Genomic DNA, 18,474 nt, shown 5'->3' on the forward strand with positions numbered 1-18,474 from the left:
CGCCGGTCTTCGCCGCCCCAGACGCCTGCCGGGATCTGACGTATACTGGCCGCCTTTCGAGCGCGGCCCGCCCACTGTCCAAGAGCCTTGTCATGACCACGACTCCCCTGCACAACGACCGCTTCCTTCGCGCGCTGGCGCGCCAGCCCGTGGACCGCACCCCGGTCTGGATGATGCGCCAGGCCGGGCGCTACCTGCCGGAATACCGCGAGCGCCGCGCCCACGCGGGTAGCTTCATGGACCTGTGCCGCAACCACGACCTGGCCTGCGAAGTGACCCTGCAGCCCCTGGAGCGCTTTCCGCTCGACGCGGCGATCCTGTTTTCCGACATCCTGACGATTCCCGACGCCATGGGCCTGGGGCTCTACTTCGAGACCGGAGAGGGGCCGAAATTCAGAAAGACCGTGCGCACTCCGCAGGACGTGGCGGCACTGGCCGCCCCCGACGCCGAGCGTGACCTGGACTACGTGATGCGCGCCGTCTCCACCATTCGCCGCGAGCTCAATGGCCGCGTGCCGCTGATCGGCTTTTCGGGCAGCCCCTGGACGCTGGCCACTTACATGGTCGAAGGCGGCTCGAGCAAGGATTTTCGCCACCTGAAAACCATGCTCTACGACACCCCGGACGCCATGCACCAGCTGCTCGACATCCTGGCCCAGGCGGTGACCGACTACCTGAACGCCCAGATTCGCGCCGGCGCCCAGGCGGTGCAGATCTTCGACACCTGGGGCGGGTCGCTGTCGACACCCGCGTATCTGGAGTTCTCGCTGCGCTACATGGAGCAGATCGTCTCCGGCCTGATTCGCGAGCACGACGGCCGCCGCGTGCCGGTGATCCTGTTCACCAAGAACGGCGGTCAGTGGCTCGAGCACATCGCCTGCGCCGGTGCCGATGCGGTGGGTCTCGACTGGACCACGGAGCTTTCAGACGCCCGCGCCCGCATCGGTCACAAGGTAGCGCTGCAGGGCAACCTGGACCCCAACGTGCTCTTCGCCCGCCCGTCCGCGATTCGCGCCGAGGTCGCCCGGGTGCTGGAGAGCTACGGCGCGGGCCCCGGCCACGTCTTCAACCTGGGCCACGGCATCAGTCAGTTCACCCACCCGAACAACGTCAGCGCCTTCATGGACGCGCTGCACGAGCTCAGCCCTCAGTACCATCAGAATCAGCATCAGAACCAGAACGACGGAGACGCTCGATGAGCGATTTGAATCAGGATCAGTGGTTTACCGAAGTATTCGACAGCCACGGCAGTGCCTTCGCGCTCAGGATCAGCGAGAAACTGCTCGACGTGCAGAGCGACTATCAGCACCTCGAGGTGTACGCCACCGAGACCTACGGCAACCTGATGGTGCTCGACGGCTGCGTCATGCTCACCGACCGGGACAACTTCCTGTATCACGAGATGATCGCCCACCCGGCGCTCTTTACCCACGAAGACCCCAAGCGGGTAGTGATCATCGGCGGCGGCGACTGCGGCACGCTGAAAGAGGTGCTACGCCATGAAGGCGTGGAGAAGGTCACCCAGATCGACATCGACGAGGAAGTCACCAAGGCCGCCGAGCGCTTCTTTCCGAGCCTGGTCGAGTCCAATAATGATCCGCGCGCCGAGCTTCTGTTCGCCGACGGGGTGAAGTGGGTCGATGACGCCGAGGACGAGAGCATCGATGTATTGATCATCGACTCCACCGACCCGGTGGGGCCGGCGGAGGGGCTATTCAAGACCGATTTCCTCAAGCGCTGTCACCGGATTCTCAAGCCCGGCGGCGTGCTGGTGCAGCAGAGCGAGTCGCCGCTCTACCACTCGGGCTCGATCATTCGCGAACTGCGCAGCGACATGCAGGCGGCGGGCTTTGAAAGCGTGGCCACCCTGCCCTTCCCGCAGCCGGTCTATCCCTCCGGCTGGTGGAGCGTGACGCTCGCCGGCAAGGGTGCAAGCGTTGAACGCTTTCGTGAAGAGGCCGCCACGGGCCACGAAATGCCGCTACAGTACTATACGGTGGAGGCCCACCGTGGCGCCCTGGCGCTGCCGCCGTTCATGCGCGCCGCATTCGCCTAGCGACGGATCAGGCTGCAGTATCGACGAGGCCGGGCACTGCCCGGCCTTTTTTTCGTCCTTTTCACGGATCACGCGATCCCTCTTCACAAGGGGAAACAACAATGAATAACGTGCATCGATCAAACAGAGTGACCGGCGTGCTGGCGGCGGCGCTTCTACTGCCGGGTCTGGCGCTGGCCAGCACCCTCGAGACGGTCAAGGAGCGCGGGGCGCTGCGCTGCGGGGTCAACGCCGCCCAGCCGGGCTTCTCGGCGTTGGACGACGAGGACACCTACCAGGGGCTCGATACCGACATCTGCCGGGCGGTGGCCGCCGCCGCGCTCGGCGAAGGCGCTCGGGTCGACTTCGTGCCGCTCGATTCCGTCGAGCGCTTCGCGGCCCTGCAGTCCGGCGAGGTCGACGTGCTCTCGCGCACCACCACCTGGACCTCCACCCGAGACACCACGCTCGGGCTGCACTTCGTCGGGGTGAGCTATTTTGATGGCCAGGCATTCATGGTGGCAAGCGATCTCGGCGTGCAGAGCGCCAAGGAACTCGACGGCGCGGCGGTCTGCACCCAGTCCGGCACCACCAGCGAGCTCAATCTTTCCGACTACTTTCGCCTCAATGGCATGAGCTTCGATCCCGTCGTCTTCGATGCGCCGGAGCAGTCGATCGTCGGCTTCGAGGAGGGGCGCTGCGACGTGTTGAGTACCGACGCCTCCCAGCTCTATGCGCAGCGCGTGCAGCTTGCTGATCCGGACATGGCGGTGGTGCTGCCGGAGATCATCTCGAAGGAGCCGCTGGGCCCGGCGGTGCGCCAGGGGGACGATCAGTGGTTCAACATCGTCAAGTGGTCGCTTTATGCGCTGCTCAATGCCGAGGAGCTCGGGGTGACCCAGGCCAACGTGGACGACATGCTCGACGACGACTCCCCGGACGTGATGCGCCTTCTGGGTCGCGACGGAGATTACGGCGAAGGCATGGGGCTTGCGGCGGACTGGGCCTACCAGATCGTCAAGCAGGTCGGCAATTACGCCGAGGTATTCGAACGCAGCGTTGGGGCAGGCTCACCGTTTAATATCGGCCGCGGGCTGAACGCGCTATGGCGCGACGGCGGGTTGCACTACGCGCCCCCGATTCGCTGACCTCCGCGCACTAGCCGACTGTTTTTGCTGGCCGAATGAGTCATCTTTCTTCGGCCAGCGCACCAAAAGGGTGCTCCCGCTAGTCGATCCCGCTCCATTTTACAGCACAACTTTGGTCCCAACGTCGGCCCTTTAGCGTTGAAAAGCGCTGAATGAGTCCCCGTGCCGCTTCTGGCATCTTCCTTGCTAGCGTTATGGGTGACATGCGCTGACATGTACAACGATACGTATAAAACGAGGAAGGGAAACAACCATGCTTAACAAGAAACACGTGGTACTGCTGGCCTCCGCCGGCGCCATCACCCTATCTGGTATGGCGAACGTTCAGGCGGATACGCTGGAAGAGACGCGCTCACGAGGCGCCGTACAGTGTGGTGTGAGCGATGGTCTGCCGGGCTTCTCCGCGCCGGACGACAGCGGCGAATGGCAGGGTCTCGACGTCGACGTGTGCCGGGCGGTCGCGGCGGCGGTGCTGGGAGACGCGAACGCGGTGAACTACGTCTCGCTCAACGCCGTTGAGCGCTTCACGGCGCTGCAGTCCGGCGAAATCGACGTCCTTTCTCGTAACACCACCTGGACCACCACCCGCGATACTACCCTCGGTCTCAACTTCACCGGCGTGACCTTCTACGACGGCATCGGCTTCATGATCAACCGCGACCTGGGCATCAGCGGCGCCGACGAGCTCGACGGGGCGGCGATCTGCATCCAGTCCGGCACCACCACCGAGCTCAACGTGGCGGACTACTTCCGTGCCAACGACATGGCCTTCGACCCGATCGTGTTCGACACCTCCGAGCAGACCGTGGGCGGCTTCCAGGCCGGGCGTTGCGACGTGCTGACCTCTGACACCTCTCAGTTGGCGGCGCTGCGCATCCAGCTCGACGATCCGGACAGCGCCATGATCCTGCCGGAGATCATCTCCAAGGAGCCTCTGGGGCCGGTCGTGCGCCAAGGCGATGACAACTGGCTCAACATCGTCAAGTGGTCGCTGTTCGCCATGCTCAATGCCGAGGAGTACGGCATCACCTCGGAAAACGTCGACGACATGATGGATAGCGAGAACCCGGACGTGGCGCGTATTCTCGGTCAGGACGGCAACTACGGTGAAGGCATGGGGCTGGAAGCGGACTGGGCCTACAACATCGTAAGCCAGGTCGGCAACTACGGTGAAAGCTTCGAGCGCAACGTGGGCATGGACTCACCGCTTCAGATCGAGCGCGGCGTCAACGCGCTGTGGAACCAGGGCGGCTTCCACTACGCCCCGCCGATTCGCTAAGCGTCTCGTAGAACCCCGGCCCGCCGCTCCGACAACAATCCACAAGCGGGGCAGCGGGCCCTTCGATCGATTCTGCCGTATCAGCGGAGACGCTTTTCATGTCCGTAAGACCCAACGCTCGTCCGATGGGCCACAAGCCCCCTTTCTGGCGAGACCGCGCCAAGCGCGCCCTCATCTTCCAGGTGCTGGTGATTGCGGCGGTGGCCGCCTTCCTGCTCTACATCGTGGGCAATACCCAGCAGAACCTGGCCTCCCGTGGCATCACCACGGGCTTCGGCTTTCTCGACAACACCGCAGGCTTCGGCATCGTCCAGAGCCTGATCGACTATTCGTCTCAAAGCACCTACGGGCGCACCTTCTTCGTGGGGCTGCTCAATACGTTGCTGGTGGGCGGGCTCGGTGTGCTCGCCGCCACCCTCATCGGTTTCATCGTCGGCATTGCCAGGCTCTCGCCCAACTGGCTCATCGCCAAGCTGGCCGCCGCCTACATCGAGACCTTTCGTAACATTCCTCTGCTGCTGCAGATCTTCTTCTGGTACTTCGCCGTGCTGCGCACGCTGCCCGGGGCCCGGGACAGCCTCTCCTTCGGTGAAGTGTTTTTCTTGAACGTGCGCGGGCTCTACCTGCCCGAGCCCCTGTTCGAATCCGGCTTCGGGCTGATTCCGCTGGCCTTCGGGGTGGCGATCGCTGCGAGCATCGCGCTGATCGTCTGGAACAAGCGCCGTCACGAGGCTACCGGCAAGCGCCTGCCGGCCTACTGGCTGTCGTTTGCGCTGATCCTCGGCCTGCCGCTTCTGGTGCTGGTGGCCTCGGGGGTGCCGATCACCTGGGACGTGCCCGAGCTCAGAGGCTTCAACTTTCGCGGCGGCGTGACGGTGATTCCGGAGTTTCTGGCGCTGTGGCTCGCGCTTTCGATCTACACCGCCTCGTTCATCGCCGAGATCGTGCGCTCGGGCATTCAGGCGATCTCCCACGGCCAGACCGAGGCCGCCCAGGCCTTGAGCCTGCCGCGTAACCTGATCCTGCGACTGGTGGTCATTCCCCAGGCCATGCGCGTGATCATTCCGCCACTGACCAGCCAGTACCTGAACCTGATCAAGAACTCGTCGCTGGCAACCGCCATCGGCTACCCGGATCTCGTGTCGGTGTTCGCCGGTACCACGCTGAACCAGACCGGCCAGGCCATCGAGGTCATCGCCATGACCATGGCGGTCTATCTGAGTATCAGCCTCACGGTCTCCATGTTCATGAACTGGTTCAACGCCCGCGTGGCGCTGGTCGAACGCTAGGCAAGGGTGGAAACAAACCATGATCCATAATCGCACCATGATCGACCCGCGCCCGGCCCCGAGAAACACCCTCGGCCCCGTGGCGTGGCTGCGCACCCACCTCTTCAACGGCCCCATCAACACGCTGTTCACGTTGATCGGCCTGTACGTGCTCTACCTGCTGGTGGTGCCCACGGTGCAGTGGGCGTTCATCGACGCCGACTGGGTGGGCACCACCCGGGACGACTGCTCCCGGGAGGGCGCGTGCTGGGTGTTCATCAATGCGCGCTTCACTCAGTTCATCTACGGGCTCTACCCCCGCTCGGAGATCTGGCGGGCCAACATCGTCTTCGCAGGCTTCTTCACGCTGATCGCCTGGCTCGCCATTCCGCGCCTGCCCTTCAAGCGCTGGGTAGCGGCCTTCGCGCTGCTGGTGTTCCCGGTGATCGCCTTCGTGCTGCTGTACGGCGGCTACTTCGACCTGCCCCGGGTACCCACCCACCGCTGGGGCGGGCTGATGCTCACGCTGCTGCTGGCCACTGTCGGCATGGTGGGGGCCCTGCCCATCGGCATCGTGCTGGCGCTGGGCCGGCGCTCGAACATGCCCATCGTCAAGAGCTTCTCGGTGGTGTTCATCGAATTCTGGCGCGGCGTGCCGTTGATCACGGTACTGTTCATGGCCTCGGTCATGCTGCCGCTGTTTCTCCCCACGGGCATCACCGTGGACCGGCTGGTGCGAGCGCTGATCGGCATCACGCTGTTTCAGAGCGCCTATATGGCCGAGGTGATTCGCGGCGGGCTTCAGGCGATTCCCAAGGGCCAGGAGGAGGCCGCCGCGGCCCTGGGCATGACCTACTGGAAACGCATGGGGCTGATCGTCATGCCTCAGGCGCTCAAGATGATGATTCCCGGCATCGTAAATACCTTCATTTCACTGTTCAAGGACACGACGCTGGTGATGATCATCGGGCTCTTCGATCTTCTGGGTATCGTCCAGGCCGCGCTTTCCGACTCCCGCTGGCTGGGTTTCTCGCTGGAAGGCTATGTGTTCGCCGCGTTCATGTTCTGGATCTTCTGTTTCAGCATGTCGCGCTACAGCCAGTATCTCGAACGCCGCCTCAACACCGGCCACAAGCGCTAACGCCGCTATTTGATTCAAGGACCCCCTCATGAGCGAAGCAGCTTTGAAACCCCAAGACCTGATGGTCGAGATGCGCGGCGTCAACAAGTGGTACGGCGACTTTCACGTGTTGCGCGATATCGACTTTGAAGTGAAACGTGGCGAGCGTATCGTGATCTGCGGGCCCTCAGGCTCGGGCAAGTCGACCATGATCCGCTGCATCAACCACCTGGAAGAACATCAGCAGGGCGAGATCGTGGTGGGCGGCGTGCCGCTCACCCAGGACGTCAAGCGCATCGAGCAGGTGCGCCGAAGCGTCGGCATGGTATTTCAGCATTTCAACCTGTTTCCCCACCTCTCCGTGCTGGAGAACTGCTGTATCGCGCCGATGTGGGTGCAGAAGAAACCCCGCCGCGAAGCCGAGGCCCAGGCGATGAAGTACCTGGAACGGGTGCGAATCGCCGAACAGGCCAAGAAGTATCCAGGCCAGCTCTCTGGCGGTCAGCAGCAGCGCGTGGCCATCGCCCGCTCGCTATGCATGCACCCGGACGTGATGCTGTTCGACGAGCCCACCTCGGCGCTTGACCCGGAAATGATCAAGGAAGTGCTGGACGTCATGATCGAGCTCGCCAACGAAGGCATGACCATGCTCTGCGTAACCCACGAAATGGGCTTCGCCAAGACCGTGGCGGACCGAGTCATCTTCATGGACCAGGGCCAGATCATCGAGGAGAACGCGCCGGAGCCGTTCTTCAACAACCCCCAGTCCGAGCGCACCCAGCTCTTCCTGAGCCAGATCCTCGGCCACTAGCCCCACTCGGTGATGCTGGCAGGCAAAAGCGCCGGCTGCTCGCGATGTCTCGTGAGCGGCCGGCCGGCCAGCGCAGTGAGCAGTATCTGCAGTGGGTCGCCGTGGCTCACTACCAGGATCACCTCTCCCGTGTAGCGCTGCTCCAGCGCCTCGATCGCCTCGCGCATGCGCGCCGCCACCCGACTCACGGGTTCGACCCCGCCGGTATCGTGCTCGGCACTGGCGGCGTCCTGCTCCCAGACCGTCGGATAGGCGCTGTCGGCGCCCCCCTCGAACTCACCGAACCCCCGCTCGCGCAGGCGAGTATCCACCGCCATGGAGAGGCCGAAGGCCTCGGCCACGCGTTGGGCGGTATGGGTAGTGCGCAAGAAATCCGAATGGACCACCTTCGTGGGCCTGGGCCAGGTCCAGTGCGCGATCCTGTCATCGAGCTGACGCTGGCCGGTATCGGAAAGCCCGAAGGCCTCGAGCCCGCGCTCCGGAGAGCTTATGATCAGCCCACGTTCGTTGGCCTGACTATGGCCGTGGCGCATCAGCAGATAGCGATTGCGCCAATGGTATAAGGAGCCCTGTAAAGTGCTTGACATAAGTTTGTCACAAACCCTACGTTGAAGAAGTGTCGTTTTCGAAAAACAAACATTTTATGCGCAGTAACGAAACTCACGCCGCTTACATTGCCACACGACGCTCAAAACTGCGCATAACTTCATAAAAATAACCCCACAATCGAGGTTCACATGACTACGTTCACTGCTTCCAAGCGCGCCTTCAAGCGTTCGCTGCTGGCGGGTGCGGTTCTCCCCCTAGCGTTCTTGTCCACTCATGCCTTCGCCGAGTGTGAGCGCGGCGACCTGGACGCCCTGTACTGCGATGAAAACGGCGACCTGGTCGCCGACCGTCCGACGGACGAGTCTAAGTGGCTCGATCCGGACACGCTGATCTTCGCCTACACCCCGGTAGAAGATCCTGCCATCTATACCGACATCTGGCAGCCTTTCATTGACCATCTTTCCGAGGTAACCGGGCGCGACGTGCGCTTTTTTGCCGTCCAGTCCAACGCCGCCCAGGTCGAAGCGATGCGCAGCGGCCGGCTGCACATTGCCGGGTTCTCGACGGGCCCCACCCCCTTCGCCGTGAACCTGGCCGGGGCCGTGCCCTTCGCACTGATGGGCTCCGACGACGGCCAGTTCGGCTACACGCTGCAGATGTTCACCCACGTGGATTCCGACATCCAGGACCTGGAGGACCTCAAGGGCAAGCGCGTGGCCCACACCTCGCCCACCTCCAACTCCGGCAACCTGGCGCCTCGGGCGCTGTTGCCGGAACTCGGCATCACCCCGGACGAGGACTACGAGGTCGTCTACTCCGGCAGCCACGACCAGTCGATGCTGGGCGTGGTCGCTCGCGACTACGACGCCGCACCGGTAGCCTCGGAGGTTGTGGATCGCATGGCCGCGCGCGGGCTCTATGATACCGACGACGTGCGCATGATCTACGAGTCCGACCGTTTCCCCACCACCTCCTACAACTACGCCTACAACCTGCATCCGGATCTGGTCGAGAAGATCGAAGAGGCGTTCTTCAGCTTCGATTTCGCCGGCACCGAGCTTGGCGAGGAGTTCGAGGGCGTGGAGAAATTCATTCCGATCAATTACAAGGATAACTGGCAGGTCATCCGTACCATCCAGGCCGCCAACGGCGTGAGCTATACCCAGGAAAACCTGGAGTAACCCTGGTCGCACCGCTCACGCGGTGCGACACTCTTTCGCGAATGAGTACGATGACATGTTAGTAATCAAGGATCTGGTCAAGCAGTACGGCCATGGCGAAGCGGTGCTCAAGGGTTTGAACCTGAGCGTCGAAGGCAACACCGTGGTCTCGATCGTGGGCGCCTCCGGAGCGGGTAAAAGCACCATGCTTCGCTGCATCAACCGGCTGGTGGAGCCTACCTCCGGCTCGATCACCCTCAACGGTACCGAGCTCGTCAACCTCAAGGGAGGAGAGCTCCGGCGCGCCCGGCGCAAGATCGGCATGGTGTTCCAGGGGTTCAATCTGCTCGACCGGCTCACGGTGATGGAGAACGTGCTGGCCGGAAGGCTCGGTTACGTGAATCTGTTCCAGGCCATTTCCCGACGCTACCCCCAGGCGGACATCGACCGCGCCTTCTATCTGATGGAGCGGGTCGGCATTGCCCACTACGCCAACAAGCGCGCCGATGAGCTCTCCGGCGGCGAACGCCAGCGGGTGGGGGTGGTGCGCGCGCTGATGCAGGACCCGGAAGTGCTGCTGGCGGACGAACCCACCGCCTCGCTCGACCCGCGTACCTCCGAGCAGATCATGATGCTGCTTCAGAGCCTGGCGGCGGAGCTGTCGCTGCCGGTACTGATCAACATCCACAATGTCGCCCAGGCGAAGACCTATACCGAGCGGGTCGTCGGCCTGCGTCACGGCAAGATGATCTTCGACGGTGCGCCGGTGGATTTCAACAAGGAGGCTCTGGAGGCGATCTACGGCGGTATCGAAGCGCCGGACGAGGAACTGGCGCCACCGCCGCCGAAGGAGGCCTCCCATGGCGTCTCCTGACACCGCGCCGGTCCGGCACTGGAAGAAGCCCCCGTTCATCGCCAATCCGCTGCTGCGCTATGGCCTTCTGGTCCTGGCTGCGGCGTACCTGATCTGGGCCTTCGGCTCGCTGCCGTTCAACTGGGCGCGGATCAGCGAGGGCCTGCCCCGGGCGGCACGCATCTTCAGCGGCGGCTTCCCGCCGAACTTCGACCGCTACGGGCTCCTGCTCACCGGGTTCAAGGAGAGCTTCCAGATCGCCCTTCTGGCAACGCTTCTGGGGGTACTGCTGTCGATCCCCTTCGCGGTGATGGCGGCGCGCAACATCGCGCCAATGCCCATTTACCTGGTGGGCCGCGCGATCATCATCGTCTCCCGAAGCTTTCACCCGGTCATCGTGGCGATCCTGTTCGTCGCCGCCGTGGGCTTTGGCCCGCTGGCGGGCATCCTGACCCTGACGCTCTACTCGATCGGCTTCGTCGGGAAGCTTCTGGCCGAGGAGATCGAGGAGATCGACTGGGGCCAGGTGGAGGCCATGCGCGCGGCGGGGGCGGGGTATCTGGCGACCCTCTTCTACGCGGTGTTCCCGCAGATCCTGCCGCGCCAGGTGGGGCTTTCCATGTACCAGCTCGACAGCAACCTGCGCGCCTCCGCCGTGGTGGGGATCGTGGGGGCCGGCGGTATCGGCGGCACCTTGATGAATGCCTTCGGGCGCTACGACTATGACTTCGCCTTCGCGATCCTGCTGGTGATCATCGCGGTGATTCTACTGAGCGAAGGCGTGAGCGGCTGGGTAAGGAAAAAGATATGGTAGATCACGCCGAACGACTCGCCGACCGCGTCTGGCAACGCTATGACCGCAAGGAGCGTCTGATCCGCTACGCCGTGCTGCTGCTCACCTTGATGCTGGTGGTCTGGGCGCTGCGGGACATCGACATCTTCTGGCCCTGGGTGTGGGACGCCCCCAACCAGATCTCGGGCCTTGCCGGGCGCATGTGGCCACCCAGCCCGGCGGGGCTGGCCAACATCCTGAGTGCGCTGCTCGAAACCGTGCATATCGCCACCCTGGCCACCTTCCTGACGATCTTCCTCGCCCTGCCGGTGGCCTACATCGCGGCTCAAAACACCACCCCCAACCGGGTGTGCCTGTGGATCGGACGCTTCATCCTGGTGGCCAGCCGCTCGGTGAACACCATCATCTGGGCGCTGCTGTTCGTGGCGATCTTCGGCCCCGGGGTGCTGGCGGGCATTCTCGCCATCGTGTTCCGCTCCGTCGGCTTCATCGGCAAGCTCATGGGCGAGGCCATCGAGGAGATCGACCGCCGTCCGGTGGAGGCGATGGAAGCCACCGGCGCCTCGAAAGCCAAGGTGATCGCCTACGCTATCGTGCCCCAAGTGATGCCGGCGTTTTTTGCCATCGTGATTCTGCGCTGGGACATCAACATCCGCGAATCCACGGTGCTCGGGCTGGTCGGGGCCGGCGGTATCGGTGTCATCCTCCAGGGTTCCATCGACACCTTCGCCTGGCCAACGGTGGCCACGATCCTGCTGGCGATCATCGTGCTGGTATTGATTGGCGAGGCGGTGACGAGCCTTCTGAGGCGCAAGGTGCTCTAGGCGTTGCCGAACGGGCAGGTGACTCAGTTGACCCCACACGCAAGGCTTGCCATGTTTAATGGACACTGACGACACGGAGGACGTTACTCATGCCGACCTATATCGTGGTTGCCGATGCGGGCCGAGCGCGGATCTTTACCCACGCCGCAGGCACGCTCACGGAGACGCAGAGCCTGGTGCACGCCGAAGGACGCATGCACGAGGGTGACTTGGTCACCGATAGCCCCGGCGGGGATGTCCATACCTCGTCCGCCGGGGCGACCCGTTCCTCGGCGGAAGGGGGTAAGGCCCTGCAACACGAGAACGAGCTGTTCGCCAAGGCAGTCACCCAACGGCTCTACGACGCCCGGGTGAACCATCAGATGGACGCGCTCGTGCTCGTGGCGCCGCCGACGTTTCTCGGGCTTCTGCGAGACAAGCTCGATGGGCCCACCCAGAAGCTGGTAACCCATACCCTGGCCAAGGACCTGAGCAAGGCCACCGCCGATGAGATCGAGCAGGCGATCAGCAGGCTCGACTGAGCAATGAAGGTGCCGTCACTCATCCTTCCCTCACGTCAAAGGCCGCTCATGTCGAGCGGCCTTTGACGTTCTTGCCGCGCTGGCGGCCCGCCATGCATTGATCAAGGCACCGGCGGCAGCGCGATATCGTCGCTCTTGCTGGCGCCGGCGGTCATCTCGCGACATAGCCGCAGGAATTCGCGCACGCCGGTGGTCAGGTACTTGTGGCGGTGCCAGATGAAGGTGAACTGGCGTTTCAAATCCAGCTCCGGTGTGGGAAGTGCGACGAGGCTCCCGCGCCGGAAGGCGTCGCGCAGCGCCAGTTTCGAGACGCAGCCGATACCCAGGCCCGACTCCACCGCGCGCTTGATGCCCTCGGTGTGCTCGAGTTCCAGAAGCATGTTGAAGCGGCTTCGGCGATGGCGCGCGGCATGCTCGAGCGTCATGCGCGTGCCGGAGCCCTCCTCGCGCATGATCCAGTCCTCGCGCAGCAGCTCTTCGAGCTCGAGATGCGCGCGCCCGGCCAAGGGGTGGCGCGGCGAGCAGAACACGCACAGCTCGTCCTCGACCCAGGGCTGACTGACGATCATCTCGTCGTCGCACTGACCCTCGATCAGGCCCAGGTCCAGCGCATGCTGGCGCACGCCATCGATGATGTGGCGCGTGTTGCGCACCGCAAGCCGCACGCGGCTGCCCGGGTAGCGCTGCATGAAGTCGCTGATCAGAAGCGTGGCCAGGTAGTTGCCGATGGTCAGGGTCGCTCCGACCTCCAGCGCCCCCACGCCATTTTGTCCGCGCAGAAGCTCCTCGATCTCCTCGGCGCGATCGAGAAGCGCCACCGCCTTGGGCAGCAGTTGAAAGCCCAAGGCGTTGAGCTTCAAGCGCTTGCCGAGGCGGTCGAGCAACTGGCAGTCGAACTGGCGCTCGAGCTCGGTCAGCGCGGTGCTGGTGGCGGACTGCGACATGGCGAGCGAGCGCGCCGCCTGGGAGACGCTTTCGTGCTGGGCCACGGCGACGAAGACCTCGAGCTGGCGCAGGGTGTAATGCATGCAAGGCCTATATCGATTTTACAGATAAGGATTATCAGTATAATTGGCTTAACAGATAAGACGCGACTATTTAGACTTACTCACATCAACGTCAACGTTCTTTTATTCTTTTCAAGAATATTGAATGCGAATGCCTTTCCATTGAATACCTTTCTATTGACAGGACATTCGCACCCCAAGGAGCCGTCATGAGCAAGTTTGCCCTGGAAGAAGTGCTGAGCGTTCATCATTGGAACGACACGCTGTTCAGCTTTCGCACCACCCGCGAGCGCAGCCTGCGCTTCAAGACCGGCCAGTTCGTGATGATCGGCCTGGAGGTCGACGGCAAGCCCTTGATGCGCGCCTACTCCATCGCCAGCCCTAACTACGAGGATCACCTCGAGTTCTTCAGCATCAAGGTGCCGGACGGCCCGCTCACTTCGCGCCTGCAGCACCTGAAGGTGGGCGATCAGATCATGGTCAGCAGAAAGCCGACCGGAACGCTCGTGTGCGACGACCTGCTGCCCGGACGCAATCTCTACATGCTCTCCACCGGCACTGGCTTGGCCCCCTTCATGAGCCTGATCCAGGACCCGGAGGTCTACGAGCGCTACGAGAAAGTGGTGCTGGTGCACGGCGTGCGTGAAGTATCGGAGCTGGCTTACGCCGACTTCATCACGAAGGAGCTGCCCGCCCACGAGTACCTGGGCGAAGACGTTGCCCAAAAGCTCGTCTACTACCCGACGGTCACCCGTGAAGAGTTTCACACCATGGGCCGGCTGACGGATCACATTCGTACCGGCAAAATTTTCGAGGATACCGGCCTTGCGCCGATCGATCCGCGCCAGGACCGCGCGATGATCTGCGGAAGCCCGGCGATGCTCGACGACACCAGCGCCCTGCTCGACGAACTCGGCATGAACATCTCGCCACGCATGGGTGAACCCGGCGACTACGTGATCGAGCGCGCCTTCGTTGAGAAATAGACGCTTTCATGCAAAAAGCCCCGTACTCGGCGAGTACGGGGCTTTTTATTGGCGCACCAGAAACGCGTGCGACTCAGACGGCATCCTTGCCGGTCTCGCCGGTACGGATACGGATCACCTGCTCCAGCGGCATGACGAAGATCTTGCCATCGCCGATCTTGCCGGTGTTGGCGACCTGGGTGATCGCCTCGATCACCTGCTCGGCCAGTTCGTCGTCGACGGCGACCTCGAGCTTCACCTTGGGCAGGAAATCGACCACGTACTCGGCACCTCGGTAGAGCTCGGTGTGCCCCTTCTGGCGGCCAAAGCCCTTAACTTCCGTCACGGTGATGCCCTGCACGCCGATGTCCGACAGGGATTCGCGTACGTCATCAAGCTTGAACGGCTTGATAATGGCTGAGATCAGTTTCATTGCGACATCCTTTAACTTGTAGCCCGTTATTATCTGGGTAAGCGAAGGTCACTGGAGGCCAAACGCGCCCTGTTCCCCTTAAGCATACACCGCTCCTGCCGGAGAATAAAAAGGCCTCCCGCAAAGGGGAGGCCAGGGGCGCTGACAGGTGCCCAGAATGCTTATTTCTTGACGCTGAACTCCGGGTAGGCCTCGAGGCCACACTCGGCGATGTCCACGCCCTCGTACTCCTCTTCTTCGCTGACACGAATGCCCATGATGGCCTTGAGTACCAGCCAGACCACAAGGCTCGCCAGGAAGACCCAGGCGAAGATACCGGCAATACCGATCAACTGCGCACCGAAAGAGGCATCGGCATTGTTGAAGGGAACCGCCAGCACGCCCCAGATACCCACTACGCCGTGCACCGAAATCGCGCCCACCGGGTCATCGAGTTTCATCTTGTCGAGCATGACGATGGAGCCCACAACGATTACCCCGCCAATGGCGCCGATCAAGGCTGCCCCTTGGGCAGTGGGTGAAAGCGGGTCGGCAGTGATGGCCACGAGCCCGGCAAGTGCGCCGTTGAGGGCCATGGTCAAATCCGCCTTGCGGAACCACAGCTTGGCCAGTACCAGCGCAGCGATGACCCCGGCAGCGGCAGCAGCGTTGGTGTTCACGAACACCTGGGCGACGTTGTTGGCCGAGGCGACATCGGAGAGCTTGAGCTCGGAGCCGCCGTTGAAGCCGAACCAGCCCATCCACAGGATGAAGGTACCCAGGGTCGCCAGCGGCATGTTGGCACCGGGGATGGCGTGGATCGCCCCGTCCTTGCCGTACTTGCCCCGACGCGGACCCAGAATCAGTACACCGGCAAGCGCCGCGGCAGCGCCAGCCATGTGCACGATACCGGAGCCGGCATAGTCGGAGTAGCCGACGGCGTCGAGCCAGCCGCCGCCCCAGGTCCAGTAGCCGGAAACCGGATAGATGACGCTAGTCATCACCACGGCAAAGGCCAGAAATGCCCAGAGCTTCATGCGCTCGGCCACGGCCCCGGAGACAATGGACATGGCCGTGGCCACGAACACCACCTGGAAGAAGAAGTCGGCACGCATGGCGTAGTAAGGCGCGTCTTCGCCGCCGCCCAGTGCCGCCTCGACACTGTTCTCACCGCCGATCAGAAAGCTCAGGCTCGGCAGAAAGCCGCCCTCGCCGCTCGAGTACATGATGGCGTATCCCACCAGCAGGTACATGGTGCAGGCGATGGCGAACAGCGCGATATTCTTGGTCAGGATCTCGGCGGTGTTCTTGCCGCGCACCATGCCGGCTTCCAGCATCGAGAAGCCGGCGGCCATCCACATGACCAGCGCGCCGCAGATCAGAAAGTAAAACGTATCGAGCGCATAGCTCAGATCGGTTACTTCATTCATGAGTCATTCCCCGTGTACGAATAACGTTGTCTTTTTAGAGAGGCAGTCGGTGAAAGAGGATCGAAAACGATGGACGGATAGCACCGCTGGAGCGTTATACCGCGTCAGCACCGCGTTCTCCGGTCCGGATACGGATGACGTCCTCGAGCGGCGTGACGAACACCTTGCCGTCACCGATCTTGCCGCTGTTGGCCGCGCTGCAGATGGCGTCGAGCACGCCGTCGAGGCGCGAGTCGTCCACCGCCACTTCCACCTTCACCTTGGGCAGAAAGTCGACGACGTACTCGGCGCCGCGATAGAGTTCGGTATGCCCCTTCTGACGCCCGAAGCCCTTGACCTCGGTGACCGTGATGCCCTGCACGCCGTTGTCGGCGAGTGCTTCGCGGACATCGTCGAGCTTGAAGGGCTTGATGATAGCGGTGATGAGTTTCATCCCGGTTCTCCTGCTGGATGGGTAGCGGCGCGCCGCCTGAACGAATGCACTGCCTCGCTAATGCGCATACCGTGCCACTCACCCTCATGGCCATTTAAATCAGCCACTTGAACGCTAAACGGCCTTTCCTGGCCGTCTCGACGAGCGAAGCCTGGAGACCGGCCCCAAGGGCTTGCACCAGCCGGGTGCGGAAAGAAAAATGCCTCGCATCATTTTGATGCAGCAAAATTTCGCGCCCCCGCGGCGAGGAAACATGCGTATTTCGTCCGCGTTGCGTATCCTTGTGAACAAGCAGTTCACTTCTATGCGTTCGTACCAGGAGATAGCCATGGCGACCCAAGACCGCATCAGCCGACTCGCGCAGCAGATCGGCGACCGCTTGCAGAATGCCTCCCACACCCCGGAGGATATCCAGAAAGGCGTGCAGCAGGTCATGCGCGGCGCCTTCGACCGGCTGGAGCTGGTGTCGCGGGAAGACTTCGACATTCTGATGGACGTGCTCCAGCGCACACGCTCGCGGGTCGAGGCGCTGGAGCGCCAGGTGGCCAACCTGGAAGCCTCCATCGATGCCGCCCAGGCAACCCAGGCACCGGCGATGGAAGCCGAAGCGCAGGCAACGCCTGCCCCGGCCGAGCCCGCCAAGAAAGCGCCCAAGCCGCGCGCCACCAAGGCCACCAAAGACGCCACCGGAATAAATCCCGACCTCGGCGAGTGAAACTGCAAGGCGCCGAGGGCGGTTCGAGGGCCGCGCTGGGCTGACGGCCAAGGCTCGATGTCGCCCCGCCGCGGCGCACCAATACGGGGCAGCACTCTTGAACGCCATTACCCACCAGACCCTGAACCAATGGGGACAACGGTTCGGCATTCGCTACTGCCTCGACGACACCCCGGCAGGGGCGTGGGTGGCGAGCGGGCAGGTCCACGATGTACGCCTGCTCGATTCGCTGCACCTGACGCTCTCGAACCTCGACATCGAGCGCGGTTATACCTCGTCGTCCTGTCAGAGCGTGCCGTGGTTCATCAGCGTGGTGCTGTCAGGCGGCGTATCGCTGACGCTGGGCGAACAGGCCCGTCGCCTGGGCCCCGGCGAAGGATTCTGCGCATCACTGGCGGCCGACCGGCCACTGGTCGTTCATCAACCCCGCCAGCGCCAGCTGCAAACCGTGAACCTCGCGGTGCTGGATACGGCGCCGCTGGAACTCCCCGCGCCATCGAGCCAGGACATGCTGCATACCTGGGCCCTGCCCACCGCCCTGCATCGCACGCTGTGCGATATGGCCCACCTGTCCGCCGGTAGCTGGCGCCAGCGGCTGACCTGGCAGGGGCTCGCCCTGCAACTGCTTGGCATCGCTCTTCCCGAGGGCCATGCAACCGCTCCCGTGCCGGGGCTTTCACCGCCCGAGCGGGCGCGGTTGACCGCGCTGCACGAACGCATTCGCCATCACCCCGGCGCAGAGTATCGTCTGGCGACCCTTGCCAGCGACGCCGCCATGAGTACGAGCAGCCTGCGCCAGAAGTTTCGCCGACTCTACGGCTACACGCTTTTCGAGCATATTCGACGCTGCCGGCTGGAGCAGGCCCGCCGCCTTCTCGCCCAGGGGCACAGCGTGCAGCAAGTCGCCCACGCCTGCGGTTTCAAGCATGCGACCAACTTCGCCACCGCCTTCAAGCGGGCCTTCGGTGTCACTCCCCACATCTCAAGCCTTCCGCCCTGAGCGCTATCGGCGCGCTCGTCGCCAACGGTTCCTCGCCTCCCTGCCTTGTGACATCACGCATAGCAAATCTGGCGCTACGCATACCTTTTCCGAGGCACAAAAGGTAATAATTCTCATTACCTAAAACAGCGTTTCGCCTTGCCATCAGGAC

20 protein-coding genes are annotated in these 18,474 nt (G+C 63.1%); 15 read left to right on the top strand and 5 right to left on the bottom strand.

Annotated elements, in window-relative coordinates; translation table 11 throughout:
* The first annotated feature begins 92 nt into the window (after positions 1-92).
* The 7 genes from hemE (at position 93) to GEV37_RS09370 (ending at position 7,661) form a co-directional block, all read left to right on the top strand.
* The gene (hemE, locus tag GEV37_RS09340; RefSeq protein WP_227389965.1) at positions 93-1,199 is read left to right on the top strand and encodes a uroporphyrinogen decarboxylase; all 1,107 of its coding nucleotides are present in this window, start codon (positions 93-95) and stop codon (positions 1,197-1,199) included.
* A complete protein-coding gene (gene speE / locus GEV37_RS09345; protein WP_227389966.1) occupies positions 1,196-2,056 on the top strand; it encodes a polyamine aminopropyltransferase in 861 nt (286 codons plus the stop codon). Before hemE ends, speE begins: the two co-directional genes overlap by 4 nt.
* A gap of 101 nt (positions 2,057-2,157) precedes the next feature.
* On the top strand, positions 2,158-3,183 hold the full coding sequence (locus tag GEV37_RS09350) for an amino acid ABC transporter substrate-binding protein (protein WP_386111342.1): 1,026 nt from the start codon (positions 2,158-2,160) through the stop codon (positions 3,181-3,183).
* 253 nt (positions 3,184-3,436) lie between these two features.
* Positions 3,437-4,462 (top strand): amino acid ABC transporter substrate-binding protein, encoded by a 1,026-nt coding sequence (locus tag GEV37_RS09355; RefSeq protein WP_227389968.1) that lies wholly within the window; start codon positions 3,437-3,439, stop codon positions 4,460-4,462.
* 98 nt (positions 4,463-4,560) lie between these two features.
* Positions 4,561-5,751, top strand: coding sequence for an amino acid ABC transporter permease (locus GEV37_RS09360; RefSeq protein ID WP_227389969.1), 1,191 nt, complete (start codon positions 4,561-4,563; stop codon positions 5,749-5,751).
* 19 nt (positions 5,752-5,770) lie between these two features.
* The gene (locus GEV37_RS09365) at positions 5,771-6,871 is read left to right on the top strand and encodes an amino acid ABC transporter permease (RefSeq protein ID WP_227389970.1); all 1,101 of its coding nucleotides are present in this window, start codon (positions 5,771-5,773) and stop codon (positions 6,869-6,871) included.
* A gap of 61 nt (positions 6,872-6,932) precedes the next feature.
* Positions 6,933-7,661, top strand: a complete 729-nt coding sequence (locus tag GEV37_RS09370; RefSeq protein WP_227390135.1) for an amino acid ABC transporter ATP-binding protein — start codon at positions 6,933-6,935, stop codon at positions 7,659-7,661.
* On the opposite strand, the gene GEV37_RS09375 is transcribed toward GEV37_RS09370, so the two are convergent.
* Positions 7,658-8,248, bottom strand: a complete 591-nt coding sequence (locus tag GEV37_RS09375; RefSeq protein ID WP_227389971.1) for a histidine phosphatase family protein — start codon at positions 8,246-8,248, stop codon at positions 7,658-7,660. The genes GEV37_RS09370 and GEV37_RS09375 overlap by 4 nt on opposite strands.
* Positions 8,249-8,398: 150 nt before the next feature.
* Between GEV37_RS09375 and phnD the strand changes: the two genes are divergently transcribed.
* From phnD to GEV37_RS09400, 5 genes are all read left to right on the top strand, one after another.
* A complete protein-coding gene (gene phnD, locus GEV37_RS09380) occupies positions 8,399-9,391 on the top strand; it encodes a phosphate/phosphite/phosphonate ABC transporter substrate-binding protein (RefSeq protein WP_227389972.1) in 993 nt (330 codons plus the stop codon).
* A 55-nt stretch (positions 9,392-9,446) separates the two neighbouring features.
* Positions 9,447-10,244 (top strand): phosphonate ABC transporter ATP-binding protein, encoded by a 798-nt coding sequence (gene phnC / locus GEV37_RS09385; protein ID WP_227389973.1) that lies wholly within the window; start codon positions 9,447-9,449, stop codon positions 10,242-10,244.
* On the top strand, positions 10,231-11,037 hold the full coding sequence (gene phnE / locus GEV37_RS09390) for a phosphonate ABC transporter, permease protein PhnE (RefSeq protein WP_227389974.1): 807 nt from the start codon (positions 10,231-10,233) through the stop codon (positions 11,035-11,037). The genes phnC and phnE (GEV37_RS09390) overlap by 14 nt, the downstream gene beginning before the upstream one ends.
* The gene (phnE, locus tag GEV37_RS09395; protein ID WP_227389975.1) at positions 11,031-11,840 is read left to right on the top strand and encodes a phosphonate ABC transporter, permease protein PhnE; all 810 of its coding nucleotides are present in this window, start codon (positions 11,031-11,033) and stop codon (positions 11,838-11,840) included. Before phnE (GEV37_RS09390) ends, phnE (GEV37_RS09395) begins: the two co-directional genes overlap by 7 nt.
* A gap of 89 nt (positions 11,841-11,929) precedes the next feature.
* Positions 11,930-12,361 (top strand): host attachment protein, encoded by a 432-nt coding sequence (locus GEV37_RS09400; protein WP_227389976.1) that lies wholly within the window; start codon positions 11,930-11,932, stop codon positions 12,359-12,361.
* Between the two features lie 101 nt (positions 12,362-12,462).
* Here GEV37_RS09400 and GEV37_RS09405 read toward each other — a convergent pair whose 3' ends face one another.
* On the bottom strand, positions 12,463-13,389 hold the full coding sequence (locus GEV37_RS09405; RefSeq protein ID WP_227389977.1) for a LysR family transcriptional regulator: 927 nt from the start codon (positions 13,387-13,389) through the stop codon (positions 12,463-12,465).
* 188 nt (positions 13,390-13,577) lie between these two features.
* On the opposite strand from GEV37_RS09405, the gene GEV37_RS09410 reads away from it, so the two are divergent.
* Positions 13,578-14,354, top strand: a complete 777-nt coding sequence (locus tag GEV37_RS09410; protein ID WP_227389978.1) for a ferredoxin--NADP reductase — start codon at positions 13,578-13,580, stop codon at positions 14,352-14,354.
* Between the two features lie 73 nt (positions 14,355-14,427).
* Here the strand turns inward: GEV37_RS09410 and glnK are convergent, their stop codons facing one another.
* From glnK to GEV37_RS09425, 3 genes are all read right to left on the bottom strand, one after another.
* The gene (gene glnK, locus GEV37_RS09415; RefSeq protein ID WP_227389979.1) at positions 14,428-14,766 is read right to left on the bottom strand and encodes a P-II family nitrogen regulator; all 339 of its coding nucleotides are present in this window, start codon (positions 14,764-14,766) and stop codon (positions 14,428-14,430) included.
* Positions 14,767-14,927: 161 nt separating this feature from the next.
* Positions 14,928-16,175, bottom strand: a complete 1,248-nt coding sequence (locus GEV37_RS09420) for an ammonium transporter (RefSeq protein WP_227389980.1) — start codon at positions 16,173-16,175, stop codon at positions 14,928-14,930.
* Between the two features lie 94 nt (positions 16,176-16,269).
* Positions 16,270-16,608 (bottom strand): P-II family nitrogen regulator, encoded by a 339-nt coding sequence (locus GEV37_RS09425; RefSeq protein ID WP_227389981.1) that lies wholly within the window; start codon positions 16,606-16,608, stop codon positions 16,270-16,272.
* A gap of 328 nt (positions 16,609-16,936) precedes the next feature.
* Between GEV37_RS09425 and GEV37_RS09430 the strand changes: the two genes are divergently transcribed.
* Entirely contained in the window at positions 16,937-17,323 is a 387-nt protein-coding gene (locus GEV37_RS09430) for an accessory factor UbiK family protein (RefSeq protein WP_227389982.1), read from the top strand.
* A 97-nt stretch (positions 17,324-17,420) separates the two neighbouring features.
* Positions 17,421-18,323: a helix-turn-helix transcriptional regulator gene (locus tag GEV37_RS09435; protein ID WP_227389983.1), complete on the top strand. Its 903-nt coding sequence runs from the start codon at positions 17,421-17,423 to the stop codon at positions 18,321-18,323.
* Positions 18,324-18,474: the final 151 nt, after the last annotated feature.

The organism is Vreelandella malpeensis (assembly GCF_020622355.1).
Lineage (GTDB): Bacteria > Pseudomonadota > Gammaproteobacteria > Pseudomonadales > Halomonadaceae > Vreelandella > Vreelandella malpeensis.